Origin of the sequence: Dyella sp., from assembly GCF_035685805.1 — a bacterium.
GTDB lineage: Bacteria > Pseudomonadota > Gammaproteobacteria > Xanthomonadales > Rhodanobacteraceae > Dyella_A.
In genome coordinates this window covers 1-24,742 of sequence record NZ_DASSAB010000016.1, presented here as the reverse complement: position 1 = coordinate 24,742, position 24,742 = coordinate 1, and the positions used below count along the sequence as shown (strand labels likewise).

22 protein-coding genes are annotated in these 24,742 nt (G+C 68.5%); 13 read left to right on the top strand and 9 right to left on the bottom strand.

Features of this window, described 5'->3' with window-relative positions; all coding sequences use genetic code 11:
• Positions 1-131: 131 nt before the first annotated feature.
• Together VFG40_RS03575 and VFG40_RS03570 are read left to right on the top strand one after the other, a co-directional pair.
• Entirely contained in the window at positions 132-917 is a 786-nt protein-coding gene (locus VFG40_RS03575) for a class I SAM-dependent methyltransferase (protein WP_324894987.1), read from the top strand.
• A gap of 3 nt (positions 918-920) precedes the next feature.
• On the top strand, positions 921-1,094 hold the full coding sequence (locus VFG40_RS03570; protein ID WP_324894985.1) for an oxidoreductase-like domain-containing protein: 174 nt from the start codon (positions 921-923) through the stop codon (positions 1,092-1,094).
• Between the two features lie 21 nt (positions 1,095-1,115).
• On the opposite strand, the gene VFG40_RS03565 is transcribed toward VFG40_RS03570, so the two are convergent.
• Genes VFG40_RS03565 through VFG40_RS03550 form a run of 4 tightly spaced genes read right to left on the bottom strand, consistent with a single transcriptional unit; the run spans position 1,116 to position 5,455 of the window.
• Positions 1,116-1,538 (bottom strand): group I truncated hemoglobin, encoded by a 423-nt coding sequence (locus VFG40_RS03565; RefSeq protein ID WP_324894983.1) that lies wholly within the window; start codon positions 1,536-1,538, stop codon positions 1,116-1,118.
• The gene (locus VFG40_RS03560) at positions 1,538-2,398 is read right to left on the bottom strand and encodes a DUF3034 family protein (protein ID WP_324894981.1); all 861 of its coding nucleotides are present in this window, start codon (positions 2,396-2,398) and stop codon (positions 1,538-1,540) included. The genes VFG40_RS03565 and VFG40_RS03560 overlap by 1 nt, the downstream gene beginning before the upstream one ends.
• Positions 2,395-4,770, bottom strand: coding sequence for a putative bifunctional diguanylate cyclase/phosphodiesterase (locus tag VFG40_RS03555; protein WP_324894979.1), 2,376 nt, complete (start codon positions 4,768-4,770; stop codon positions 2,395-2,397). The genes VFG40_RS03560 and VFG40_RS03555 overlap by 4 nt, the downstream gene beginning before the upstream one ends.
• A complete protein-coding gene (locus tag VFG40_RS03550) occupies positions 4,760-5,455 on the bottom strand; it encodes a methylamine utilization protein (RefSeq protein WP_324894977.1) in 696 nt (231 codons plus the stop codon). Before VFG40_RS03550 ends, VFG40_RS03555 begins: the two co-directional genes overlap by 11 nt.
• A gap of 332 nt (positions 5,456-5,787) precedes the next feature.
• On the opposite strand from VFG40_RS03550, the gene VFG40_RS03545 reads away from it, so the two are divergent.
• A complete protein-coding gene (locus tag VFG40_RS03545; RefSeq protein ID WP_324894975.1) occupies positions 5,788-6,315 on the top strand; it encodes a hypothetical protein in 528 nt (175 codons plus the stop codon).
• 92 nt (positions 6,316-6,407) lie between these two features.
• On the opposite strand, the gene VFG40_RS03540 is transcribed toward VFG40_RS03545, so the two are convergent.
• Entirely contained in the window at positions 6,408-7,454 is a 1,047-nt protein-coding gene (locus VFG40_RS03540; RefSeq protein WP_324894972.1) for an HDOD domain-containing protein, read from the bottom strand.
• Positions 7,455-7,600: 146 nt separating this feature from the next.
• On the opposite strand from VFG40_RS03540, the gene VFG40_RS03535 reads away from it, so the two are divergent.
• Together VFG40_RS03535 and VFG40_RS03530 are read left to right on the top strand one after the other, a co-directional pair.
• Positions 7,601-8,614 carry an LLM class flavin-dependent oxidoreductase gene (locus tag VFG40_RS03535; protein ID WP_324894970.1) on the top strand — a complete coding sequence of 338 codons (1,014 nt, stop codon included), beginning with the start codon at positions 7,601-7,603 and terminating at the stop codon, positions 8,612-8,614.
• A 79-nt stretch (positions 8,615-8,693) separates the two neighbouring features.
• Positions 8,694-9,548, top strand: a complete 855-nt coding sequence (locus tag VFG40_RS03530; RefSeq protein ID WP_324894968.1) for a PA4780 family RIO1-like protein kinase — start codon at positions 8,694-8,696, stop codon at positions 9,546-9,548.
• 341 nt (positions 9,549-9,889) lie between these two features.
• Here VFG40_RS03530 and VFG40_RS03525 read toward each other — a convergent pair whose 3' ends face one another.
• The 3 genes from VFG40_RS03525 to VFG40_RS03515 all read right to left on the bottom strand — a co-directional run bounded on the left by VFG40_RS03525 (position 9,890) and on the right by VFG40_RS03515 (position 15,377).
• Complete coding sequence (locus tag VFG40_RS03525; RefSeq protein WP_324894966.1) at positions 9,890-11,881, bottom strand: CocE/NonD family hydrolase; 1,992 nt, start codon at positions 11,879-11,881, stop codon at positions 9,890-9,892.
• Positions 11,882-12,160: 279 nt separating this feature from the next.
• Positions 12,161-14,635 (bottom strand): sensor domain-containing protein, encoded by a 2,475-nt coding sequence (locus VFG40_RS03520; RefSeq protein WP_324894964.1) that lies wholly within the window; start codon positions 14,633-14,635, stop codon positions 12,161-12,163.
• Positions 14,636-14,831: 196 nt separating this feature from the next.
• Positions 14,832-15,377, bottom strand: coding sequence for a YaeQ family protein (locus VFG40_RS03515; RefSeq protein ID WP_324894963.1), 546 nt, complete (start codon positions 15,375-15,377; stop codon positions 14,832-14,834).
• A 77-nt stretch (positions 15,378-15,454) separates the two neighbouring features.
• On the opposite strand from VFG40_RS03515, the gene VFG40_RS03510 reads away from it, so the two are divergent.
• The 7 genes from VFG40_RS03510 (at position 15,455) to VFG40_RS17810 (ending at position 23,698) form a co-directional block, all read left to right on the top strand.
• A complete protein-coding gene (locus VFG40_RS03510; RefSeq protein ID WP_324894961.1) occupies positions 15,455-16,318 on the top strand; it encodes a pseudouridine synthase in 864 nt (287 codons plus the stop codon).
• Between the two features lie 254 nt (positions 16,319-16,572).
• Complete coding sequence (locus tag VFG40_RS03505) at positions 16,573-17,568, top strand: alpha/beta hydrolase (RefSeq protein ID WP_324894959.1); 996 nt, start codon at positions 16,573-16,575, stop codon at positions 17,566-17,568.
• An 88-nt stretch (positions 17,569-17,656) separates the two neighbouring features.
• Positions 17,657-19,663 carry an OPT family oligopeptide transporter gene (locus VFG40_RS03500; protein ID WP_324894957.1) on the top strand — a complete coding sequence of 669 codons (2,007 nt, stop codon included), beginning with the start codon at positions 17,657-17,659 and terminating at the stop codon, positions 19,661-19,663.
• A gap of 96 nt (positions 19,664-19,759) precedes the next feature.
• Positions 19,760-20,125 (top strand): YajD family HNH nuclease, encoded by a 366-nt coding sequence (locus tag VFG40_RS03495; protein ID WP_324894955.1) that lies wholly within the window; start codon positions 19,760-19,762, stop codon positions 20,123-20,125.
• 869 nt (positions 20,126-20,994) lie between these two features.
• Complete coding sequence (locus tag VFG40_RS03490) at positions 20,995-22,056, top strand: class I SAM-dependent methyltransferase (protein ID WP_324894953.1); 1,062 nt, start codon at positions 20,995-20,997, stop codon at positions 22,054-22,056.
• On the top strand, positions 22,053-22,751 hold the full coding sequence (locus VFG40_RS03485; RefSeq protein WP_324894951.1) for a pseudouridine synthase: 699 nt from the start codon (positions 22,053-22,055) through the stop codon (positions 22,749-22,751). The genes VFG40_RS03490 and VFG40_RS03485 overlap by 4 nt, the downstream gene beginning before the upstream one ends.
• 566 nt (positions 22,752-23,317) lie before the next feature.
• Positions 23,318-23,698 (top strand): contact-dependent growth inhibition system immunity protein, encoded by a 381-nt coding sequence (locus tag VFG40_RS17810; RefSeq protein ID WP_414649238.1) that lies wholly within the window; start codon positions 23,318-23,320, stop codon positions 23,696-23,698.
• 274 nt (positions 23,699-23,972) lie between these two features.
• Here VFG40_RS17810 and VFG40_RS03480 read toward each other — a convergent pair whose 3' ends face one another.
• The gene (locus VFG40_RS03480; RefSeq protein WP_324894949.1) at positions 23,973-24,209 is read right to left on the bottom strand and encodes a hypothetical protein; all 237 of its coding nucleotides are present in this window, start codon (positions 24,207-24,209) and stop codon (positions 23,973-23,975) included.
• A 78-nt stretch (positions 24,210-24,287) separates the two neighbouring features.
• Between VFG40_RS03480 and VFG40_RS03475 the strand changes: the two genes are divergently transcribed.
• Positions 24,288-24,742: hypothetical protein (locus VFG40_RS03475; RefSeq protein WP_324894947.1), on the top strand; the 455-nt coding region annotated here is incomplete at its 3' end.

Sequence of the window (24,742 nt, the reverse complement as noted above, 5' to 3'; positions counted from 1 at the left end):
ACTAGTACTACGCCGCGGCGGGCGCGGCAATCACTCCGGTGCGCCCGGCGCGCGCGATGTGGCACAGGTCATGGCGACGACCGCGGCGCGGGGGTGCACACTGGGCGCTCCCTGCCAACGAGGAGACCGTCATGCGACCGACCCTGCTTGCCCTTGTGACCGCTCTCGCACTGCCGCTGACGCTGCCCGCCGGCGCGTCCACCGCCCAGGCCGCCGTCCCGGCGAACAGCGCCCCGTCCTATGTTCGCAACGCGGTCGACGATCCCGCGCGCAAGCTGGACGCGGCCAACGACGCCCGTCGCCAGGTAGCCCAGCTGATGGCCTTTGCCCAGGTGAAGCCGGGCCAGAAGGTGGTGGACCTGATCCCCGGCAGCGGCTACTTCACCCGCGTGTTCAGCGCCATCGTCGGCCCCGGCGGGCACGTCTACGGCATCTGGCCCGATGCCTACGACAAGGTGTCCGGCTCGGACTCGGCCAACCTGCGCAAGCTCGCCACCGATCCGCATTACGGCAACGTCAGCGTGCTGGTGCAGCCGGCGGCGCAGTTCGCCACGCCCGAGCCGGTGGACCTGGTGTTCACCTCGCAGAACTACCACGACTATCCCGATCCCTTCATGGGCAAGCTCGATCCGGTCGCCTTCGACAAGCAGGTATTCGCCGCGCTCAAGCCCGGCGGGCTGTTCGTGGTGGTCGATCACGTGGCCGAGGCGGGCTCGGGCATGCGTGACACCGACACGCTGCACCGTATCGATCCGGCGATCGTGAAGAAGCAGGTCGAGTCGGCCGGGTTCGTGTTCGACGGCGAAAGCCAAGTGCTGCGCAACCCGAAGGACCCGCACGACATCAAGGTGTTCGACAAGTCGATCCGCGGCCATACCGACCAGTTCGTCTACCGGTTCCGCAAGCCCGGGGGCTGACGCGTGGCGGTCAAGGACGACGACCCGAAGCCGCAGCCGCCGGAGGCGCCGGAGCCCCTCGACTGCTGTGGCGAAGGCTGCGTGCCGTGCATCTACGACGTCTACGATCGCGCCATGGAGCAATACCAGGACGCCCTCGCCGCGTGGCTGGCGCGTCATCCCGAGGCGTCCGGCTGAGCCGGTGCCTCGGGGGGCTGCTCAGCGGTAAAGCATCTGCGCGCGCGTGGGCGCGAGGCGGGCAATCAGCCGGTTCTGCACGCGCACCGGCACGTGCTGGCGGTCCATCGCGGTGATCAGGTCTTCCACCACGGCGTTAAACATCGCCTCGTCGATGTGCATGCCGCGGTGCACTTCCTCCATCGAGTCGCCGCGGTACTGGCAGGGGCCGTCGGCGGTCTGGCAGAGATAGTCGGCGAACACCCGCTTCCAGCGGCGGATGTCGACATGGGCGAAGCTCGGCGCCACCTGCGGATCGGCAGCGAACGCATCGAGCAGGTTCTCGGTGATCGCCGCCACGCCGGCCTTGCCGCCGAGCTGGTCGTACAGCGTCGGTGCCTTCACCTGCGTCTGCACACAGCCTGCCAGCAGCAGGGGGATCAAGAGCATCGGGCGAAGGCGCATCACAGGCTCCCCTGCAGCGAGAGATACCAGCCGCGCTGGCTGCGCAGGCCGGCGATCGAGCCGAGCGAGACGTACGCGGTCACCAGCGACACGTGCTTGGTCGGGAACCAGGCCAGGAACAGGTCCGAAGCGTCGTCTTCGCGAGCGAAGGCCAGATGGTCGGGTTTCTGCCGGTACTCCGCGCCCACCGCCAGGTGCGGGTCCAGCAGCAACGCCAGCGAACCTTCACCCACCAGCCGGCGCCCGCCGCGGTCACCGCCAAAGCCGAGCAGGCCGAACTGGTTGGCGTCGGTGGAGCGCACGGTCACGTTCCACAGCAGGTTGTAGCCGGCCGCGCCGGCCAGCAGCACCTGCGTGGCGGACAGATACACGTCGGTGCCGCGATCGCGGCGTGCACCGACCAGCGCCGGAACCGCGAAGTCGAGATTGTGCTTATGCTGCACGCCCAGCGAGATCTGCGGCAGCGGCCCGTAGACCGCGTCGCCCGCCAGCCGCAGCTTGGCGCCGAACACGTCCTGGCGCAGCGCGGCGCCGGGCATGCCGATCGCCTTGCCCAGCGTGCCCAGGTCGAAGCGGTCGCGCGCTAGCGACAGTTCCAGCCGGTCATGCCAGGTGAACGCGACGCCGTGCGCGTCGAGCCGGTAGTCCGGCAGGTGCAGCCGGGTGACGAACGCAGTGGCGCCGACCTGCTCGCGGGTGGCGTAGCCGGACAACACCGCCCACGGCACCAGGCCGCCACCGGCGCTGCCTTCGACCATGCTGGCGCCGCCGGTGGCGAGCAGACGGCCGTCGCCAGCGTGGGCCGGTGCGGCCAGCCACAGGCAGGCGAGCAGGGCAAAGGCGCCGCGAACGGACCTCATGCGCGGCAATCCTGCGCCTCGGCCGCCGGACGGGCGGCGAATTCGGCGCAGGCGTCGGCCAGCCAGCGGGTGGCGTCGGCCGCCGGCATCGGGCGGCTGATCAGGTAACCCTGCGCGCTGTCGCAGCGGAAACCGCGCAGCATCTGCATCGCCGCATCGGTTTCCACACCCTCGGCGACCACCTTCAGGCCCATGTTGTGCGCCAGCTCGATGGTCGAGCGCACGATCACCGCGTCGTCCTCGTCCTCGGCCATGCCCATCACGAACGACTTGTCGATCTTCAGCTCGTCCACCGGCAGGCGCTTGAGGTGCGACAGCGAGGAGTAGCCGGTGCCGAAGTCGTCGATCGCCAGCATCACGCCGCAGGCCTTGAGCCGGTTGAGCACTTCCAGCGAGTAGAGTGCGTCGCGCATCACCGCGGTCTCGGTTACCTCGAGCACCAGCCGGCCCGGGTCGATGCCGTAGGTGGCCAGGTGGCGCGCCAGCACGTCGGGCAGCTCGCCGCTGCCCAGATCCATCGCCGACAGGTTGAGTGCCACGCCGATGTCCATGCCCTGCGCCGACCACTCGGCGCACTGGCGGATCACCTCGTGCAGCACCCAGTCGGTGAGTGAGCGAATGATGCCGGAGTGCTCGGCCAGCGCGATGAAGTCGTCCGGCGGGATCAGCCCGTGCTGCGGATGGCGCCAGCGCAGCAGGGCCTCCACGTTGAGCACGCGCTGGCTGCACAGCTGCAGCTTGGGCTGGTAGTGGAGCTCGAGCTCGTTGTTGGGCACGGCGCGGCGCAGGTCGTTGACCAGCGACAGCCGGTACAGGTGTTCGGCGTCGCGCCCCGGCCGGTAGAGCTGCAGCCGGGCGCGGGCCTCCTTGGCGTCGTACATGGCGATGTCGGCACGGCGCAGTAGCTCCTCGGCCACGTCGCCGTGCTCGGGAAACAGCGCCATGCCCACGCTCACGTCCAGGAACAGTTCCATCGCGTCGGCGCGGATCGGCTGTGCGACCGCATCGAGCAATTCCTCGGCACGGCGCATCAGGTCGTCGGCGTGGATGCCCTCCATCAGCACGACGAACTCGTCGCCGCCGAAACGCGCCAGCACGTCGTCGTCGCGCAGGCCGCTGCGCAGGCGCCGGCCGATCTCCACCAGCACGCGGTCGCCGATGCCGTGGCCCATCGTGTCGTTGATTTCCTTGAAGCGGTCCACGTCGAGCATCAGCACGGCCAGGGTATGGCCGGCGCCGGCGGCACGCACCAGCGCATCGACCAGGCTCTGCTGCAGGCTGGCCCGGTTGGGCAGCGCGGTGAGGTTGTCGTGGAACGCGGCGTGGGCGATCTGCTGCTCGCGCCGGGCGATGCCGCGCTGCATGCCATTGAAGGCATGGGCCAGTTCGCCCAGCTCATCGTTGTGCTGCACCGGCACGGTGCCCAGGTAGTCGCCGTGGCCGATCCGCCGCGCCGCGTCCGCCAGCAGCGAGACCGGGCGCGTCACGTTGCGCGACAGCCACAGCGCGCCGCCCAGCGAAGCCACCAGCGAAAGCAGGGCGATCAGCAGCAGCTCGTGCTCCAGCGAGCGATAGGTTGCCAGCGCCTCGCTGCGGGAGAACTGCAGCAGCGCACCGAGCATGCCGTCGTCGCCCTGCAGCGGCTTCCACTGGGTGAAGTAGTCCTGCGGGCCCAGGCTGAGCACGCGCGGCACCGGATTGTCGCTGCCGGTGGCGTCGAACAGCGCCCGGCGGCCGGTGTCGTCCAGGGCCGACAGGGTAGTGCGCAACCAGCGGTGGCCGGCGCGGTCTCGGGCGAGGAAAGTCACCTCCACGCCGGCGAGGTCCTTGAGGCTGCGCGCCAGCGCGTCGTCCAGCGCGAAGCCCATGCCGACCCAGGCGATGCGGGTGGGCGCCCGCACCGGCACGATCACCAGCTGGTAAGGCCGGCCGTCGATCAGGGTCACGGTGGTGCCGGCCACCTCGCCAGCGTGCGCCACCAGCGCGGTCCAATCACCGACCGCCATGGTCTTGCCGTTGGCGTCCAGCGCCGCGACCACGCGGCCGTCGAGCGACGTGAGCACCATCAGGTCGGCGGAGATGCGGTGGCCCTGGTTGTAGAGCACCGAGTGGATGGTCGGCGTGTCGCCGGTAGCGACGGCCTGCTTGAAGCCGAAGTCGCTGGTGGTGATGCGCACGGCGTCTTCCAGCTGCGCGCCGCGCGTCTGCAGCAGGTCGGCGAACACGCGCGCACCGGAGGCGAGCCGGGTCTGTGCCTGGCTGAGCGCGCTCTGGCGCGTGGCGTAATAGAACGCGACAAAGGTAGGTACCTGCACCAGCACGAACAGCGCCAGCAGCAGCAGCGCCAGCCGCTCGCGGAACTTAATGCTCATGCGAGCCCTGCGTGCGCGCGCCCAGCCCCATCTCCAGGTCCGGCGGCGGCTGGTTGGTCTGCTCCGGCGCCACCAGCGCCAGCGTGTAGTTGCGCTGCAGCGGCGTGGTGCCCAGGCTCACCGTCTCGCTGACGGGCGGGGCGCCGGCGGCCAGTCGCGGCTGCCACAGTTGCAGCGTGTAACGCCCGGCGGGCAGATCTTCCAGCGTCAGCTGTCCGTTGTCACCGCTCTGTGCGAACCAGGGCGTGTCCACCACCACCACATAGCCGAGCATCCAGTCGTGGATGTTGCAGCCGAGCGTGACGATGCCAGGCTGGTCGAACTGCTCGGTGGAGGCGTGGTTGCCGGTGTAGAGCTTGAGCTCGAAGTGCTTGGCCGGCGAGAACGAGTACACCTGGTGGCGCACGTTGTCGCTGTTGGGAAAGCTCACCGTCGCGCCGGTGCGCACCACCAGCACCTGCGGGGTGAAGCTGAGGTTGCGCTGGTCCAGTACCGCGCTGGCGCCCGCCGATGCCGGCGGGGCGGGGCGGTCCAGCGGAAGCAGCCACACCACGGCATCGCGTACCGGTGCGCCGGCGGTGTCGCGTACCTGCACGTCGAGCCGCGCGCCGGTTGCGCTGGCGGACAGTGGCAGCAGGGCCAGGGCCATCCGCAAGGCGGCGCGGGAGGAAAGCAGCTTGATCATGGCTCGATGATGTCCGATGGGTGCCGGCCGGGTCGCGCGCCCGTGCCCGCACCTGTTGCGATCAACCGTTATCGACGCTGGCGCGCATTCCCTTGAGCGGCCTGCACGACAGCGTACACGGCCCCGCACGCGGGCGCTGCCTCTGCCGCGCCTTCGCCGGGCACCCGTGTATACGAAGCAAGCGTGGTCGCGGTTGCAGGCCCTCTCAAGCGCCTGCCGGCGCTATCGCCGCGCTCGACCATCGCCGACAAACGGACGTCCAAACGCCCGCCGGCATTGATCGGCGGGCGGTCGCGGGTTAGATTCCCAGATTCTTCCTGGGGGAAATCATCATGAAACGCATACTGGCCATGGCCGGAACCGTGCTGCTCGCTGCCTGCGGCCACGACGTGCGCACGCCCGCGCCGCTCGGCGCGCTGGTGGTGCCGAATCAGGCGCCATGGCTGATCCTGGCGACGGGGCCGGAGGAAGTGTTGGTGCGCGGTCTGGACGACACCATCAAGCTCTCGCCGGAGCCCTCGGTCGCCACCGCGGTGGAGGCGCAGCTGCGCGCAGGCGTGCAGCCGGACTACTTCACCAACCTGACCATCGCCTGCGACGACCTCAAGACGCAGATGAACGTCGACACCGACGAGGCACCGGACACGCCGAAGCTCGATCTGTCGCTGCGCTGCACGGTAAACGCCCGCGGCCTCATCGTGGCGCACGAATACAGCGCCACCAGTACCGCCACCGTGGCCGCCGGCTCGAATGATGCCGCCTATGGCCGTGCGCTGGGCGTACTGCTGAAGGATGCCGCCGACCAGATCGCCGGCAAGCTGGCGGCGGACGTGCGCGTCAGTCGGCAGGCGCAGCCCTGACTCGCTGTTAGGGCGCCCGGCGCGTCGTCGCGCCGGGCGCGCGTTGCGTCCGGCGGGGGTCTGGCGGCTCGCGCCTGTCGCTGAGGGTGAGCTCAGTTGCCGCGGGAGTCGCTGTCGCGGAACTGCCGACGCAGATCCTGCTGGCAGCGCTCGATCATCGCCGGGGTGAACACGTCGGGCCAGGCGGTGCTCAGGTCGGTGTCCGGCGCCGCCAGCGCGTGTTCGCCGAGCACCTGCGCCATCGCCAGCGTATTGGCGCACATCAGCGCCCGGCCCAGCGGGCTCTCCGGCTCGGTCGGTACCTCGGCACGTTCCTGCAGCGCAAACAGCACTTTGCCCGGCAGATTCCAGTGCTGTGCCGCGCGCAGCGAGATGTGCGCGGCCATCTGTGCGCAGCTGGCGAGGAAATGGTTGGTCAGCGGGCCCAGCTCGGCAGGCGCCTCCTGATCGAGCACGCGCACCACCGCGCCGGTGCCGGTGTTGCAGACGATACCGGCCAGGTAGGCCTCGAACGGATCGGAACTGCTCTTGCCCAGGTACGCACAGGCGTGCGCGCAGCGCTCGGCGTGGTCCCACAGGCGCTGCCCGGCCACGTGGCCGAACATGCCCGCGCTGGCGTGCAGGATCGGCTTCATCACGTGCATCGTCACCACCCGGCGCAGGCCGTCCTGGCCGAGCAGTACCACCGCGTGCTGCAGGCTCTGGATCGGGTGCAGGGTGCGGTAGTAGATGCTGCGGCTGACCCGCATTACCTCGCCCACCAGCACCGGATCGCGGCCGATCAGCTTGGCCAGCTGGGCGCCGCCCACGGTGTCGCTCTTGAGCGAGCGCAGCAGCTGCGGCAGCACGGTGGGCAAGCGCGGCAGGCTGCGCACGTCGAACTGGCCGCAGGTGGCCTGCAGCCGCTTGAGGATCGCGCGCTCCTGCTGGGTCGGCTCGTCGCCGACGTGGTCGGGCAGGCCGAGCACGTAACGGTGGAAGCGGTCGCGCAGTTCCGCCAGCGACATCGCCTCGTGGGCGGCGGCGGTCTCTTCGGCACTGGGTGCCGCGGCGGGACGCGCGGCGAATTTGCGCGCCGGCGTACGCGGCGGTGGTGCCACCTCCGCATATCCAAGAATCCGGCGCCACAGACTGCCCATGCATCCCCGCCTTCGGCCGGACACCCGGCCTCGCGAAGGTGTTAACGGCGTGGTGCAGGAAAAATGAAGCGTCCGGGCCCGCGCTGGCATTCGAGCGGCTCGCCCCCACTTCGAAGCGATCCCCCCCCCCGTTTGTCGAGTCACGCATGATTCCGTTCTCCATCCTGGACCTGGCCCCGGTCACGCAGGGCAGCGACGCCGCGCAGGCGTTCCGCAACGCGCTCGCCCTGGCACGGCACGGCGAGGCGCTGGGCTACCACCGTTACTGGCTGGCCGAGCACCACAACATGCCCGGCATCGCCAGCGCGGCCACCGCGGTGCTGATCGGCCACGTGGCCGGCGGCACTTCGACCATCCGGGTCGGCTCGGGCGGCATCATGCTGCCCAACCACGCCCCGCTGCAGGTGGCCGAGCAGTTCGGCACGCTGGCCTCGCTGTATCCGGGCCGGATCGACCTGGGCCTGGGCCGCGCGCCCGGCACCGACCAGCCGACCGCCCGCGCGCTGCGGCGCTACTTCGACAGTGCCGACGCTTTTCCGAACGACGTGGTCGAGCTGCTGGGCTACTTCGAGCCCGCTGCGCCGGGGCAGGCGGTGCGTGCCGTGCCCGGCGCGGGCCTGGACGTGCCGGTGTGGCTGCTCGGGTCGAGCCTGTTCAGCGCCAGGCTGGCCGCACAGCTGGGCCTGCCGTTCGCTTTCGCCTCGCACTTCGCGCCCGATGCCATGGACCAGGCGCTGGCGACCTACCGCCGCGATTTCCGCCCCTCGGCGCGGTTGGCCGCGCCGTACGCGATCCTCGCGCTCAACGTGGTGGCGGCCGACAGCGACGCGCAGGCACGGCGCCTGTTCACCACCCAGCAGCAGGCGTTTGTGAACCTGCGCCGCGGCCGGCCGGGGCTGATCCCGCCGCCGATCGACGATATCGAGACATTCCGGACCCCGACCGAGCGGCTCGGCGTGGAGCAGGCACTGGCTTGCGCCGTGGTGGGCGGTCCGGACACGGTGCAGCGCGGGCTGGCCGCTTTCATCGCGCGGCACCGCCCGGACGAGCTGCTGCTGACGGCCAACATCTTCGACCCCGCGGCGCGCCTGCACTCGTTCGGTCTTGCTGCCGCCGCACGGAGCGCGCTCGCATCGGCAGATACCGCCGTGCGCCATTGAGGCAGGCGCCGGGGGCGCGGCCGACGTGGTTCGGGCATCATGGCGCCCTCTCTCCCCTCGCATGGCCAAGTGACACCGCATGAAGATTCCCAACGGCCTGCAGCCGCTGATCGACGATGGCGTGATCGACCAGGTGCTGCGCCCGCTCAAGAGCGGCAAGGAGGCCTCGGTGTACGTGGTGCGCTGTGGCGACGCGATCCGCTGCGCCAAGGTCTACAAGGACATGGCCCAGCGCAGCTTCCAGCAGCGCGTGCAGTACCAGGAAGGGCGCAAGGTGCGCGGCAGCCGCGAAGCGCGCGCGATGGGCAAGGCGACCAAGTTCGGCCGCAAGGAGGCCGAGGCGGCCTGGAAGAACGCCGAGGTCGACGCGCTGTACCTGCTGCACGATGCCGGTGTGCGCGTGCCGCGTCCGCACGGCTACTTCAATGGCGTGCTGCTGATGGAGCTGGTCACCGACGAGGAGGGCCACTCGGCGCCGCGGCTGGGCGAGGTGGATGTCGACGCGGAGACCGCGCGCGCCTGGCACCGGTTCCTGATGCAGCAGGTGGCGCGCATGCTCTGCGTGGGTTTGATCCACGGTGATCTGTCGGAATACAACGTGCTGGTGGGGCCGGACGGCCCGGTGATCATCGACCTGCCGCAGGCGGTGAGCGCGGCGGGCAACAACAATGCGCGCTTCATGCTGCGCCGTGACGTGGGCAACCTCACCATCACGCTGGCGCGCTTCGCGCCGGAGCTGCTGGACACGCATTATGCCGAGGAGATGTGGGCACTGTTCGAGCAGAGCGAACTGCATCCGGACACCGAGCTCACCGGCCACTTCACCTTCGACGAGCGCGCCGCCGACGTGGACAGCGTGATGCAGTCGATCATCGATGCGCGGGAAGAAGCGATCATCCGCCAGCAGGGCCGCGAGGCGGCGCGCGAGGATTGAACGCATCGATCGGGTTGCGGCGTCTCGGGTCGCGTACCGGCTCGGGCGGCACCCTCGGCGACATCATTCATGGGGCCGCGGACATCCCATGAAAAAGGGCCGCATCGCGGCCCTTCTTGTTCAATGCCCCGGGAAACTGGTTCCCTTGGCCGCCTTCTTGGCGTTCTTGTCGGCCTTCTTCTCCTTGGGCGTCTTCAAGGCTTTCTTCTTGCCGCCTTTCTGCTGATTCAGACCTTTCATGGCACGCTCCTGCGGAGGAATCCCCGCGTGCGCCATGGTGACAGCTTTCGCCCGCCGCCGATGGTTTCCGGCGCGCGGCGGGCGCGAGCCTCAGCCCGCCCTCAGGAGCCCTTGCCCGAGGACACCACCGGCAGCTCGACGTAGCTTGAGTGGAACACCTTCTGGGTGGCCTTCTGGAAGTCCTCCGGCCTGGCCAGCATGATGTTCGGCACGAAGGTCTGCGGGTTGCGGTCGTACAGCGGGAACCAGCTCGACTGCACCTGCACCATGATCCGATGGCCCGGCAGGAACACGTGGTTGGTGGTCGGCAGGGCGAAGGTGTACGGCAGCGGCTTGTCTGCCGCGATCGGCCGGGACTGGCTGAAGCCCTCGCGGTAGCGGCCGCGCAGGATGTCCATCGCCACCGCCAGCTGGTAGCCGCCCATCTCCGGCTGGTTGCCGACGATGTCCGGGTAGACGTCGATCAGCTTCACTACCCAATCGCTGTCGGTGCCGGTGGTGGAGGCGGTGAGGTGCACCTGCGGCTGGCCGGCGATGGTCAGCGGCGCGGTGAGCACGTCGGAGGTGTAGGTGAGCACGTCGGTGCGACCGGAGGCTTCACGCTGGTCGTCCACCAGCCACTGCGACCAAGTCTGCCCGGCGTCGTAGCCCACCGGCTGGATCGGCCGCGCGCGGAACGGCACCGGATGCGCCGGATCGGACACGTAGGCGTCGCTGTCGCCGTCGTCGTCGCTCTCGAAGCCAAGCTTCATGCCGGGCTCCAGGTACAGCGGCGTGGGCTTCACCGCGCAGCTGCCGCCGCAGCCGGCCGGCCAGCTCTTCAAGCGTTCCCACTGGTTGGTGCCGGTCTGGAACGCGGTCACCGGAGCGACATCGGCCTTGGGCGCGCCATCTTTCAGGTACTGCGCCAGGAACGGGCGCAGCACGTGCTCGCGAAACCAGGTGCCGGTGTCGCTGCCGAACTTCAGCGCGCCCAGCGAGCTGGCGTCCTCGATCTCCTGGCCGTGGTGCCACGGGCCCATCACCAGCTTGACCATGTTGTTGCCGGTGTCCTTGGGCTTGATCGCCTTGTACACGGCGATGGCGCCGTAGCTGTCTTCCTGGTCCCACAGGCTGTGCACCAGCATCACCGGCACCTTCAGCGGCTCCTTGGCGAGCAGCTTGTCGACCGCCTGCTCCTGCCAGAACGCGTCGTAGTCGGGGTGGTCGAGCATCTTCTGCCAGAAGCCGAGCTGCTGCATGCCGTGCTGGCGGGCCAGCTCGCCGGCGGAACCCGCGCGCAGGTAGAGGTCGTAGTCGTCGCGCACGTTCGACCACCACTTGGCGGAGTTGTCGCGGGTGGCGGTCTGCTCGTAGATGTAGGGCAGGTTCTGCTGGCGGAACGCGCCGTTGTGGAACCAGTCGTCGCCCATCCAGCCGTCGACCATCGGGTTCATCGGCACCGACACCTTCAGCGCCGGATGCGGGTGGATCAGCGCCATCAGCGGCTCGAAGCCGTCGTAGGAAATGCCCAGCGTGCCGACCTTGCCGTTGCTCTCCGGAACGTGCTTCACCAGCCAGTCGATGGTGTCGTAGGTGTCGGTGGCGTCATCCACCGGGGTGGGATTGAGCGGCCCGTGCACCGGCCGGTTCATCACGTAATCGCCTTCGGAGTGGTACTTGCCGCGCACGTCCTGCACCACGCGGATGTAGCCATCCTCCACGATCACGTCGGCCGGGTTGTCGTAACCCTCCAGGTTGGCGGCGAGGTCTCCGCTCTGCGAGTGGGTGGTGAGCGCGTCGGCGTCGTAGGGGGTGCGGGTGAGCACGATGCCGGCATGTTTCGCGCCCGTGCCGTTCAAGTTCCGCGGCACCAGGATCACCGTGTGCAGCTTCACGCCGTCGCGCATCGGGATCATCACCACGCGGCGCTCGAAGTCGGCATCGGCGTTCACCGGCGCAAAGCTGGCCGGGGTTTCGCTGGGGTACTCGGGATATTTCGGTGCGGCATCCTGCCGGGCAAAGGCGCCAGCCGAGACGGCCAGCAGTGCGGTGGCGAAGGCGGGCACCAGGCCGGCCTTGAGAGAAGCAGGAAGCAGCTTGCGCGAGATCATGAGGGGTCCCCTGGATGGAGCGGCCAAGGTATCAGGGCGCGCGCCAGCGGAGCCATTAACCATTGGTACGGGGCGTGTGGGGGAAGGCCGCCCGGCGCTGCGCTGATTCAACCGGGCCGGCTGATCCTGTTCGGCTCGAACACATGACAATCCGCACGGTGCAACGCTCCCCGGAGCGGGCGCCGGCCGGGGGCGCCGTTGGCCGGGCTGCATGACGTGCGGCACGACGCGCGAGCGTGTCGGGTACCGTCCCGTCGCCACCGCCGCCCGATCAGGACATCACTGCTGCAGGCGCGCCTCGAAGGCGTCCAGCGGCAGCGCGGGGCTGAACAGGTAGCCCTGGTAGTGACGGCAGCCGTGATCGTGCAGGAACACCCGCTGCGATTCTGTCTCCACCCCTTCGGCCACCACCGTGATGTGCAGGTTGTCGGCCAACGAGATGATCATGCGTGCAATGGTGGCGGCGTGTTCGCTGCGGGTGATGTCCTGCACGAACGAGCGGTCGATCTTGATCTCGTCCAGCGGCATCCGCTGCAGGTAGCTGAGCGAGGAGTAGCCGGTGCCGAAATCGTCCAGCGAGAAGCGCACTCCTGTCTCGCGCAGGCGCGCCATGCGGGCGATCACCTCCTCCATGTTCTCGGCGAACAGGCTCTCGGTGACCTCGATCACCAGCCGCGTCGGATCGGCGCCGGTGGCGGCGAGGATGTCCAGCACCGACTGCACGAAGCCCGGGTCGTGCAGCTGGCGCACGCTGGCGTTCACCGACAGGCTCAGGTGCGCCGTGCGCGGATCGGCCGCCCATGCGGCGAGCTGGCGGCAGGCGTTGTCGAGCACCCATTCGCCCAGCGGCACGATCAGCCCGGTGGCCTCGGCGACCGGAATGAACTGGTCCGGCGGCACGTTGCCGCGCACCGGATGGTGCCAGCGCAGCAGTACCTCGGCGCTCACCGTCTCGCCGGCGCTGTCCACCTGCGGCTGGTAGTGCAGTTGCAGCCGGCGTGCCTGCAGGTCGCTGCGCAGGTCGTGCTCCAGTGCCAGGCGCGCGTCCACGGCGGCCTGCATGGCGGGGTCGAACACGCGCAGCGTGTTCTTGCCGGCGGCCTTGGCCTGGTGCATCGCCAGGTCGGCATGCTTGAGCGTGCTGTCGGCCGCGCGCTCGCCCCGGGCGAACAGCGCGATGCCGATGCTCACGGTGCAGCGGTAGTCGATGCCGTCCAGGCTGTAGGGCAGCGACAGCACGTCCCGGATGCGGTGCGCCGCGGATTCGGCCTGGCGCTGCGCCTGATCGGCATCATGGCCCAGGCCTTCCATCATCGACACGAACTCGTCGCCGCCCAGCCGAGCCAGCAGTTCGCGCTGGCGAACACAAGCGTGCAGCCGGCGGGTGACCTGCTTGAGCAGCTGGTCGCCCACGTCGTGACCCATGGTGTCGTTGAGCAGCTTGAAATTGTCCAGGTCGATGAACAGCATGGCGCCGTGCTCGCGCCCGCTCGCCGTGTCGCCGACCAGGGCGACGAGCCGCTCCATCAGCAGGCGCCGGTTGGGCAGGGCGGTGAGCGGGTCGTAATAAGCCAGCCGGTGGATCTGCTGCTCGCTGCGCTTGCGCTCGGTGAGATCGGTATTGGTGCCGGAGATGCGCGTGGGTCGACCCGCCGGGTCGCGCAGGATGAAGCCGCGCGAGAGCACCGGCACGTAGTGGCCGTTGCTGTGCTGCAGGCGGAATTCGATCTCGTAGCTGGCGGTGTCGCCAGCCAGGTGCGCGCCAAGTTCGGCCTCGACGCGGCGCAGGTCCTGCGCGTGCATGCGGCGTTTCCACAGCTGCGAGTCGACCGGCAGTTCGCCCGGCGCATAGCCGATCATCTGCCACCAGCGCGGCGAGTAGTACAGCTCGTCCGCGACCAGGTCCCAGTCCCACGCCGCGTCGTTGGCGCCGCGCAGCATCAGGCTCAGGCGCTCCTCGGACTTGCTTAGCGCCCGCTCGGCCTGCTTCAGGCCGGTGATGTCGGTGAAGCTCACCACCACCTCGGTGGGCTCGCCCTGGGCGTCGAGGTTGGGGAACGCATTGCACATCACCCACACCATGCGATGGTCGACGGGATGGCGCAGGCCCAGGATCAGGTCGTTGACGACGCGGCGGCTGCCCAGCGCCTGCGCGACCGGAAACTCCTCCAGCGGCATCGGCGAGCCGTCCTCGCGCAGGAACTCGAAGTGCTCGTCGGTATAGAACGCGCCCAGCAGCGCGTCGTGGCTCATGCCGAGCAGACGCAGCGCGGTCTCGTTGGCGTAGATGATCTCGGTGTTGGCCCGGTGCAGCACGATGCCGGCCTGCACGTGCTGGAACAGGAACGTGTACAGCCGCTCGCGCGAGGCCTGCGCGTCGGCCGCGTCGCGCCGGGCGGAGCTGTCGCGGGTGATGCCGATGAACCCCGACAATGCATCGTTGGCGAACACCGGGGTGATGGTGAGATCGTTCCAGAACGTCTCGCCGCCCTTGGTGTAGTTGAGCATCTCGCCCGAGAACGGCCTGCCGGAGGCGATCGCCTCGCGGATCCGCTGCACCGTGTCCGGCTCGGTCAGCGGGCCCTGCATGGCGCGGCAGGTAGTGCCTACCAGGTCTTCGCTGGTGAAGCCGGTGATTGCCGTGAACGACTGGTTGACGTAGGTGATGTGCCCGCGCGCGTCGGCCAGCAGAATCCCTTCCGAGACCGTGGACAGGATCGGGGTGATGCCGCCGAGATCGATCGCACTGCCCATTGCCGCGCCGCCCGTGCTGACCTCCACGCCGGCCGATGGCCGGGACCCCCGGATGCGTTTCCCCACAGGCTTCGCGCCAGGTGCAGGCACGTTACACCGCCCGTCACGGTCGCGCCACGGCCGGCGAAGACTCCCCGATTGCCGGGGTTATCGACCCCGGCTGGTGCGGCTTGAGTCGATCGTCGCGGGCGCGCCCTCAGGCGGCGGCCATGCGCCTGGAGGGGTTCACGGTGACGCTGTCGCTGCCGTCCATCATTTGCAGTTCGCCATCCTGGATCAGCGCCTGCAGGCGCATGCCGCGCGTGAGCAGGCCGACCAGCTGCTGCACGGTCGCCTCGGGGATATCCAGCACGGTGAGATTGCGGAAACGGGTGAGGCTGTTGGCGATCTTGTCCCACCACACGTCTGCACCACGGCCGCCGTAGTTGATCACCACCACCTGCTGCGATCTGGCGCAGGCCTTGCGGATGCGCGCCTCGTCCGGCTGACCCAGCTCGATGGTGAGCTCGATTTCGTCGGTGTAGCTCTTGCGCCACAGGTCCGGCTCTTCCTCGTTGCTCAGGCCCTTGCCGAACTCCAGCCGGTCGTCGGCGTAGAGCGCGAAGGCGAGCAGCCGCACCATCAGGCGCTCCTCGGTTTCCGACGGATGGCGGGCGAGGGTGAGCGCGTGGGTGGCGTAGTAGTGCCGGTCCATGTCGCTGACCTGCAGCTCGACCTTGTAGATGGTGGCGTTGAGGGCCATGCGATGCATTCCGTGATGTCAGCCGTGCAGTCTAGCCGGGACCGCGCGCGGCTATCGGGTTACGCTGCGCGTCCGCCATGACGACGACTCCCGCCAGCACCTTGCATCTGCCGCCCGGCGACTGGGCGACCGTGCTGGATTGCCTGTGCGCCCACTTCGCCAGCATCCCGCGCGCGCAGTGGCTGGATCGCATCGCCCGCGGCCGCGTGCTCGATGCCGAAGGCACGCCGATCACCGCGCGCACGCCGTACCGCATCGGCATGCCGGTGCGCTATTTCCGCGAGGTAGCGGATGAGCCGGAGATCGCGGGTCAGGTGCGGGTGGTGTACGCCGACGATCATCTGCTGGTGGCCGACAAGCCGCCGTTCCTGCCCGTGACCCCGGCGGGAAGCTACGTCACCCAGACGCTGCTGGCGCGGCTGGTGGCCCGCACCGGGCATGCGGATCTGGTGCCGCTGCACCGCATTGATCGGCTCACCCGCGGGCTGGTGATGTTTTCCATCCGCCCCGCTACGCGCGACGCTTATCAGGCGCTGTTCCGCGCGCGTCGCATCGGCAAGGTCTACGAGGCGCTCGCGCCGCCGCTGCCGGAGCTGCCCTTTCCGCAGGTGCGGCGTTCGCGGATCGAGCGCGGCGAACCGTTTTTCCGCATGCGCGAAGGGCCGGGCGAACCGAACAGCGAGACCCGCATCGAGGTGGTCGAGCGCGGCGAATCGCTGTGGCGCTATCGCCTCGAGCCGCTGACTGGTCGCAAGCATCAGCTGCGCGTGCAGATGGCCGGGCTGGGTGCGGCAATTGCCAACGATCCGCTGTATCCCCGGCTGCAGCCGGCCGCGCCGGACGACCCGGTACGGCCGCTTGCGCTGCTGGCGCGGGAGCTGATCTTCGATGATCCGCTGAGCGGTGAAGCGCGACGCTTCTGCAGCGGCTTGTCGTTGTGATGAGCGCGGTGGTGGAGGGCGCTGCCGCTGGGCCCTGCTGCGCCACGCACAGGTTGACCGGCGAAATGATCTGCATCGGGAACAGCCCGCTGCACGGGCCTTGCCGATGGGCTGCCTCATCTCGACCAGGTGACGCCAGCATGGCCGTTCGGCGGTATCTCCCATCGTCTGCCCCCGGCGTCGCACAGCGGAGTCGAAGGGCAACGGCCCCGCACCGGCCGCGCCCGTCACTCATCTCTTCAGGGATCATCCGCATGCGCTCGACGCACCTTCTGTTCGCGATGGCGTTCTGTCTTCTGCTCGCTACACCGCAGACGCATGCCGGCGAAACACCCGGCGCGGCCGGCGTCACCCGGGGCGCCATCACCACCGAAAGCCTCAAGCTTCCCGACACCGCCTTCGCGCCACCGGCCTTCCACGTCACTGTGTACCTGCCGTCGGGTTATGCGCGGGACGCGCAGCGCTATCCCGTGCTGTACGTCAACGACGGCCAGGACATGCCGGCGGTCGGCCTGCAACCGACGCTTGCGGATCTGCAGGCCCGGCACGCCATGGCGCCGGTGATCGTGGTGGCGGTGGATGCCTTGCCCGAACGGCTGGCGCTCTACGGCCTGTTCGACGGCGTGCGCCGGCGCAGCGTGGTGGGCGGCTCGCGCTTCGGCGCCATCGGCACGCTGGCGCAGCCGTACGCGCACTGGTTCGTCGACACGCTGGTGCCCGCGATCGACGCGCGCTACCGCACCCGGCCCACCGCTGCCGACCGCGCGGTGCTGGGCTGGTCGCTTGGCGCGCTGAGCGCATTCGGGCTGGGCTGGAACCGGCCGGACGTGTTCGGCACGGTCGGCGCGTTCTCGCCGTCGTTCTGGGTGGCTGGCGATCGCAGCGACGCGCGCGCCGTGCAGCACACGCGGCTGGCGCTGCGGATGGTCGACCGCGCGCCGGTGCGGCCGGCCCTGCGGCTGTGGTTTTCGATCGGCCTCGCAGAGGAAACCAGCGACCGCGACGGCGACGGCGTGATCGACGCGGTGGACGACCTGCGCGACCTCGTCGACGGCTGGCACGACGTGGACGGCACGGCGCGCCGGGGCCTGCGCCAGCTGGGCTACGCGGTGGTGACGGGTGATCCGGCGCATCCGCCGCGCGGCGGTCAGGTGGCGCTGGAGATGGTGCCCGGGGCGCATCACGACCAGGCCGCCTGGGCGGCGGTACTGCCGGACTTCCTGCGCTGGGCGTTCCCGCCGCGCCACTGAGGGCGGGGCTTCATGCGGCAGCGCGCGCTGCCAAGCCCGACCGTTACCGGCTATCTTTCGGGCCTTGTCCATCCGGGGAGAGTCACACGTGAGCCCACCCAACGCGCCGGGCCTTGCGCCGCGCACCGAACTGACCATCCGAGGCCTGATCATCGGCGTGGTGATCACCGTGGTTTTCACCGCGGCCAACGTGTTCTTCGGCCTCAAGGCCGGCCTCACGTTCTCCACCTCGATCCCGGCCGCGGTGATCTCGATGGCGCTGCTGCGCGGGTTCAAGAACGCGACCATCCAGGAAAACAACATCGTGCAGACGATCGCCTCGGCGGCCGGCACGCTGTCGTCGATCATCTTCGTGCTGCCCGGCATGATCATCATCGGCTGGTGGACCGGGTTTCCGTTCTGGCTGTCGTTCGCCATCTGCGCGCTGGGCGGCATCCTGGGCGTGATGTACTCGATCCCGCTGCGCCGCGCGCTGGTCACCGGCTCGGAGCTGCCGTATCCCGAGGGCGTGGCCTGCGCCGAGGTGCTGAAGGTCGGCGCCGGTGACGAGACCACCGCCGCGGCCACCGAAGACAGCCGCGCCGGCCTGCTTGCCGTGCTGTGGGGTTCGATCGTTTCGGCGGTGTTCGCGGTGGTCGTGGCCACCCGCGTGTTCGCCTCGGACGTGGTGCGCTACTTCGCGGTGAACGACCGCGGCGGCGTCACCGGCTTCGATTTCGGCCTGTCGTTCGCGCTGTTCGCGATCGGCCACCTGGTGGGCATTTCGGTCGGCATCGCCATGCTGGTGGGCGCAGTGATCGGCTGGGGCTGGGGCGTACCGCACTACGCCGCACTGGCCGGCGGCGCCGGGGACATCGCCGAGCTGGCCCAGGCCACCTGGAGCGCCAAGGTGCGCTACGTGGGCGCCGGCGCGATCGCCGTGTCCGCCATCTGGACCCTGGCCAAGCTGGTCAAGCCGGTCGCCAGCGGGCTGGCCGGGGCGATGGCCGCCAACCGTGTGCGCAAGGCTGGCCAGGCCGACACGCTGCCGCGCACCGAGCGCGACATGCCGATCGGGCTGGTGGGCGTGATCACGCTGGCCTGCTTCGTGCCGATCGCCTGGCTGCTCGGCCACTTCGCCAATGTCAGCGGGCTGGGCCATGCGGTGGCGATGCTGGCGATCGGCGGCGTGGCGTTCGTGGTGCTGATGGGCTTCTTCGTCTCCACCGTGTGCGGCTACATGGCCGGCCTGATCGGCTCGTCCAACAGCCCGCTGTCGGGCGTGGGCATTCTGGTGGTGATCTGCTCCTCGCTGCTGCTGACGGCGTTCGTGCAGCCGCACCTGCCGCCGGATACCGGCAAGGCGCTGGTGGCGTTCTCGCTGTTCGTCACCGCGGTGGTGTTCACCGTGGCCGCCATCGCCAACAACAACCTGCAGGATCTCAAGACCGGCCAGCTGGTCGACGCCACCCCGTGGAAACAGCAGGCGGCGCTGATCGTGGGCGTGATTGCCGGCGCGGCGGTGATCCCGCCGGTGCTCGACCTGGTCAACCGCGCCTACGGCTTCCTCGGCGCGCCGGGCGTGGACCCGGCCACCGCATTGCCGGCACCGCAGGCCGGGCTGATCTCGGCGCTGGCGCAGGGCGTGATCCAGGGCAACATCGACTGGAGCCTGATCGAGATGGGCGCGGGCATCGGTGCCGCCATCATCCTCGTCGACGAGGTGCTCGCCCGTGTCAGCCGGTTCCGCCTGCCGCCGCTGGCGGTGGGGCTGGGCATCTACCTGCCGACCGTGAGCACGCTGATGGTGGTGGTCGGTTCGGTGGTCGGCTGGGTCTACGACCGGCAGGCCGAGAAGGGGCCGCGCAGCGAGCCGGTGAAGCAGCTTGGCGTGCTGCTGGCGTCCGGCCTGATCGTCGGCGAGAGCATCATCGGCGTGGTGATCGCGGCCATCGTGGCGTTCGCCGACAAGCTCGGCCTGGACAAGGACGGCCCGCTGGCCATCGTCGGCCCGGGCTTCGCCAATGCGTCGGTGTGGTTTGGCGGCGGTGCCTTCGCCATCGTGGTGTTCGTGCTCTACCGCTGGGTTGGCCGCATGGGCCGGGCCGGGGGGTAATCTCGCGCAGCCCGCGTCGGCGGCGCCCGCAGCGCCGCCGCACCGTGCCGCACCCGCGCACCGCCCGTCTTTCGTACTCCATCACTTCCGGCAATCATGGCCAACATCAACACCACCAAGCTGGACCGAATAGTCGCCGATGCCCGGCGCGCCGCCGAGCAGCGCGGCCACGGCTACCGCGACCGCGCCCTGAAGATGTATCCGTGGATCTGCGGCCGCTGCGCCCGTGAGTTCGATCGCAGCAACGTGCAGCAGCTCACCGTGCACCATCGCAACCACAATCACGACGACAACCCGGCCGACGGCAGCAACTGGGAGTTGCTTTGCCTGTACTGCCACGACAACGAACACCAGCGGTACCTCGACCACGACACCGGCTCGCTCGACACCGGCGACGCGCCGGCCCCGGCGACCGGCAACCCTTTCGCCGACCTCAAGGCGATGCTGGAGCGGAAGAAGTAATCGGAGTGCCGCCGGCCATGCGTGGCGCAGCCGGCACACGCTGCCGGCAGCCAGGAACTCGCCGCAGGTGGTTCGCCTTGGATGGCACGGAAGTCCCGAGTGGGTCGCAGGTCGGCGAGCGGACATGCCCCTGTGATCGCAACGGCCACGTGCCGGCTCCGCCTCAAGGCTCCCTGCCGGCCTTCCGGCGATGCTTGAGCGGCAAACGTAGCCAGAACGTTAGCCGGCGATCCGGCCGCATGCGCACACCCGGCGGGTCGCCCGGAGCACGCCGCCACGAGGCCCCGGCATGGCCGCACTTTCCACCGAGGCGTCATGCCCGCGAACGCGGGCATCCACCTTGATCGTCCCGGCCGCGCCGCGCCGCCGCCCCACCGGTTTGCCGACTGCATCGCGCGGCACGCGCCCCGAGCTGGTACGCGAAGCTGCAAACCGGGCCACGCGCACTCTCCACGTACCATCGCCGTCTGCCCCGCGTGCCGCACCTTCCAGTAGGGGCGTCATGCCCGCGAACGCGGGCGTCCACCTTGATCGTCCTCGCCTTGTCGCGCCGCCGCCCCACCGGCTCGCCGACCGCCTCGCGCAGCACGCGCCCCGAGCTGGCAGGCGAAGCTGCAAACCGGGCCACGCGCACTCTCCACGTATCATCGCCGTCTGCCCCGCGTGCCGCACTTTCCAGTAGGGGGCGTCATGCCCGCGAACGCGGGCATCCACCTTGCTTGTCCCGGCCGCGTCGCGCCGCCACCCCGCCGGCTCGCCCGACTGCATCGCGCGGCACGCGCCCCCGAGCTGGCACGCGAAGCTGCAAGCCGGGCCGCGCGCACTCTCCACGTACAATTGCTGCTCGTTCCGCCTGCCGCACTCCTTCCATGCCCGTAGCTGCCGCCCCTGTCGACGAGGTGCTCGACGCCCTGTTCATGCCGCTGACGGAGGGCATCCTGCGCCTGCCGGCCGATGCGCGGGTGCTGTTTCTGCGCGCGCGCGACAGCTTCCGGCTGCGCGAGGTCGCGCGCCCCGGCTGGCGCCTCGAGCAGAGCTTCAAGCCATTCGCCGACGCGCTGGAGCGCAGCCGTTTCCACGTCGATGCGTGGGTCGAGGGCGAGCTTTTCGATCTGGTGCTGGTGCTGCCGCCGCGCCAGCGCGACGAGGCACATGTCCTGTTTGCCCGCGCTGTGTCGCTGGCCGCGCCGGGCGGGATGGTGCTGGCGTGCGTCCCCAATGCCGAGGGCGCCAGGTCGGCGCAGTCCGATCTGGCGGCGCTGGCCGGGCAGGGCGGTCATCTGTCCAAGCACAAATGCCGCGTGTTCTGGACCGGGCCGCTGCACGGCGCGCACGACCACGCGCTGCATGCCGACTGGCTCGCGTTCGACGCGCCGCGCCGCAATGCCGCCGGCTACTGGAGCCGGCCCGGCCTGTTCGCCTGGGATCGCGTCGACGCCGCCTCCGCCTTGCTGGCCGCGCATCTGCCGCACGACCTGGCCGGGGATGTCGCCGACCTCGGCGCCGGCTACGGCTACCTCGGCAGCGAAGTGATTGCCCGCTGCCCGGGCGTCACCGCGCTGGACGGCTTCGAGGCCGAGCAGCGCGCACTGGCCTGCGCCGGCGAGAACCTGGCCGAGGCACAGGCGAGGGCAGGGCGCGATGTCGCCGTGGCGCTGCACTGGCACGATGTCACGACGGGGCTGCCTGGCCGCTACCACGCCATCGTCAGCAACCCGCCGTTCCACCAAGGCCGCGCCGACCAGCCGGAGCTCGGGCGGGCATTCATCGCTGCGGCGGCCGCTGCGCTTACCCCGGGCGGCCAGCTGTGGCTGGTCGCCAATCGTCACTTGCCTTACGAGGCCACCCTCGCCGCCCGGTTCGACGAGGTCCATCCCGTCGCCGACGAAGGCGGCTTCAAGGTCATCAGCGCGCGCGGAGCCCACGCATGAAACTGGTCAAGCTCATTGCCAACCTCGGCTACGGCAGCCGCAAGGAGGTAGCGCTGATGTTCCGCGAGGGGCGCATCACCGATCCCGATGGCGAGGTGCTGTATGCCGACGACAAGGTGCCGCACGAACACATCCGCGTGGACGACGAGCCGCTCGATCCGCCCGCCGGCATCGTGCTGATGATGCACAAGCCGCTCGGCGCCACCTGCTCGCGCAAGGACATCGGCCGCGTGGTCTACGACCTGCTGCCGCCGCGCTACCGGGTGCGCGATCCCGCACTCTCCACTGTCGGCCGGCTGGACCGCGAGACCTCCGGCCTGCTGCTGTTCACCGACGACGGCGCGCTGCTGCACCGGATCATCTCGCCCAAGGCCAACGTGCCCAAGGTCTACGAGGCCACCCTCGCCAACGACCTGCGCGGCGACGAAGCCGCCACCTTCGCCAGCGGCACGCTGATGCTGGAAGCCGAGAAGACGCCACTACTGCCCGCCGAGCTTGAGGTGCTGGAACCACGCAAGGCTCGCCTCACCCTGCACGAAGGCCGCTACCACCAGGTCCGCCGCATGTTCGCCGCCGTCGGCAACCACGTGGAGGCACTGCACCGGGTGTCGGTGGGTGGGTTGGCGCTGGGTGATTTACCGGCGGGGGAGTGGCGGATGTTGGGGGAAGATGAGACTGCATCGATCTTTTGCTGACGTCGCTCAAGTTCGTCGGACGAATTGAAGCCGACGGCCCTCCAACCGGAAACCGGCAGCAGTATTAGATGGCTGGATTAGGCTGCGGCGCAGGTGCTAAGTTGCCCAATGCGCAGGAACGAGGCGAAACTCCCGCTCCGAAGATCGGTGTTAGGCCGCAGGATTAGACAGCGTTCTGCAACCTACATAGCGTTAGGCTCCTATGGGACTTCCTCGCTCAGCCATCATCGCAGCCATCGCGTTGGCTATTCCGCTCTGCCTGTTCCTCTGGTTCGCGCACGCTGCCGACGCTGTTATGGACAAGAGCGGCCTGGGCAACCTAACTATCTGGTCAATTCTCAACGCACGGGCAGCAGCCTCGTTCTGGGTGCTCGCCGCGGTTTGGCTTTGCGTCCTATGCGCAGCATTGTTCGCCAAAGGCAGGCGAAGGAAGCACTTACTCTCAGTGTGCGCGGGCTTTGCCTTGGCTGCTCCGCTTGCTTACGTGGCCACGCTAGTATTGGCCTAACAACTCGTTCAAGGCGGACGCGCGTACCGCGCGCCGCTTAACTCCAGCGTTAGGTGCCATGAGAGTTATTGACGCAGACCCAACCTTGGCACAGAGGCCAGTACTGGATACTAGTGTCAGCATTCGAGCTCATGCACTGGCGGAGCGCCTAATCACTGACCTGACGATTGGTGAGTTAGCGTTCTGCCTACGTCAAGGAATCGCGTTGCCTCAAGTTGCAGAGCGGGCGGTTGCCGCTCTCATCGAGCAACCTCTTGTTGAGGCTGATGGCTATCCAGGTGACTTACTATGCAGCCTGCTTAACGCAGCAGAGAGCTATGGCTTGCCGGCACTATCGGAGAGTGAGCTCTTCGATATTTGTAGCGACGCTCTCGCGGCAGCCAAAGCAGTTCAAGAGTTGGTTGTTCCTGCAACCAGCGCCTATGTGGCTAGGCGGTAGCGCACCTAACCACTCGTCCAAGCGGACGGCGTACCGCCGCCGCTTAACTCCAGCGTTGGGCGTCAAAAGCATGCATGTTTGGCTGATCGTGCGGTGGGTCATAATTGCTGCGTCGGCAGTTGGGGCATTGTTCGTGCCCCCAGGGCCTCAGGCATCACCACCCATCGGCTGGAGCGCGTTGCTTGCCATACTCGCTTTTTGTCCAGTTGGCCTGTTGCTCGTTCTCGGGCTTCAGGTCATAAATCCACGTTCGGCAAGGCTGTGGCTTCGCCCTTCATGGCAGATCAACCCATTCAATTTCCGGCAGCCTCTTCAATTCTTCCACTTGGCTGCGTATGTATGTTTGGCTCAGGCGCTTGTGGTTTTGGCTCGTCTGGCTGTCTCGCAAGTTTCGTTCTATGTTGAAGCTTTGGTGCCCGTTGCCATGGCAATCGGCATCCTCCTTGGCCTTCAACTTGTCACGTTGGTGTTTCGCGCAAAAATCGAGCATCGCGCCTAACATCTCGTTCAAGGCGGACGGCTTCGCCGCCGCTTAACTTCAGCGTTAGGCATTATGGACACTCAGCCTCCAATCGAAGAAAAGTACAAGATGGCAATTGATCCTGTGGCGCGTCGTATGGACGAAGCCAAGTGGGATAAGGCTCGGGCCATGACGCTCAGTGGCGCGGGCTTATCGACAGCTATTGTGTTTTTGATCACCCAAATCGGAGTCAATAGTTGCGCACTTTCCGTGTCGTTTTTCTGTGCGTCCATTGCCATCCCTGCGTGGCTCGCTCTTTGGCAAGTGGGCGAGGCTTATTCTTTCTTTGGGCCTGAAGCCAGCGGACATTTCTCAACCCTAAAGGGCTCCGGCACTGGGCTCTTGCTCTTCACTGCTAGCAGTCTTTTGCTCCTAGTGTCGCTTGGCACTCTTATCGGGCATTTCTCACTACTGTCAGCCGTCGCTTTCGTTCTTGGTAGTGGGTGCATGGTAGTTTTTGTCTACAAGCACCGAATCAGCGTGCAGGCGTGGGTAGCGGAGCACGATCCGCACAACGATGCCTA

Coding starts and splice junctions, on each gene's coding strand:
- VFG40_RS03575 (WP_324894987.1), top strand. CDS start 132: ATGCGACCGACCCTGCTTGCCCTTGTGACCGCTCTCGCACTGCCGCTG.
- VFG40_RS03565 (WP_324894983.1), bottom strand. CDS start 1,538: ATGCGCCTTCGCCCGATGCTCTTGATCCCCCTGCTGCTGGCAGGCTGT.
- VFG40_RS03560 (WP_324894981.1), bottom strand. CDS start 2,398: ATGAGGTCCGTTCGCGGCGCCTTTGCCCTGCTCGCCTGCCTGTGGCTG.
- VFG40_RS03555 (WP_324894979.1), bottom strand. CDS start 4,770: ATGAGCATTAAGTTCCGCGAGCGGCTGGCGCTGCTGCTGCTGGCGCTG.
- VFG40_RS03550 (WP_324894977.1), bottom strand. CDS start 5,455: ATGATCAAGCTGCTTTCCTCCCGCGCCGCCTTGCGGATGGCCCTGGCC.
- VFG40_RS03545 (WP_324894975.1), top strand. CDS start 5,788: ATGAAACGCATACTGGCCATGGCCGGAACCGTGCTGCTCGCTGCCTGC.
- VFG40_RS03540 (WP_324894972.1), bottom strand. CDS start 7,454: ATGGGCAGTCTGTGGCGCCGGATTCTTGGATATGCGGAGGTGGCACCA.
- VFG40_RS03535 (WP_324894970.1), top strand. CDS start 7,601: ATGATTCCGTTCTCCATCCTGGACCTGGCCCCGGTCACGCAGGGCAGC.
- VFG40_RS03530 (WP_324894968.1), top strand. CDS start 8,694: ATGAAGATTCCCAACGGCCTGCAGCCGCTGATCGACGATGGCGTGATC.
- VFG40_RS03525 (WP_324894966.1), bottom strand. CDS start 11,881: ATGATCTCGCGCAAGCTGCTTCCTGCTTCTCTCAAGGCCGGCCTGGTG.
- VFG40_RS03520 (WP_324894964.1), bottom strand. CDS start 14,635: ATGGGCAGTGCGATCGATCTCGGCGGCATCACCCCGATCCTGTCCACG.
- VFG40_RS03515 (WP_324894963.1), bottom strand. CDS start 15,377: ATGGCCCTCAACGCCACCATCTACAAGGTCGAGCTGCAGGTCAGCGAC.
- VFG40_RS03510 (WP_324894961.1), top strand. CDS start 15,455: ATGACGACGACTCCCGCCAGCACCTTGCATCTGCCGCCCGGCGACTGG.
- VFG40_RS03505 (WP_324894959.1), top strand. CDS start 16,573: ATGCGCTCGACGCACCTTCTGTTCGCGATGGCGTTCTGTCTTCTGCTC.
- VFG40_RS03495 (WP_324894955.1), top strand. CDS start 19,760: ATGGCCAACATCAACACCACCAAGCTGGACCGAATAGTCGCCGATGCC.
- VFG40_RS03490 (WP_324894953.1), top strand. CDS start 20,995: ATGCCCGTAGCTGCCGCCCCTGTCGACGAGGTGCTCGACGCCCTGTTC.
- VFG40_RS03485 (WP_324894951.1), top strand. CDS start 22,053: ATGAAACTGGTCAAGCTCATTGCCAACCTCGGCTACGGCAGCCGCAAG.
- VFG40_RS17810 (WP_414649238.1), top strand. CDS start 23,318: ATGAGAGTTATTGACGCAGACCCAACCTTGGCACAGAGGCCAGTACTG.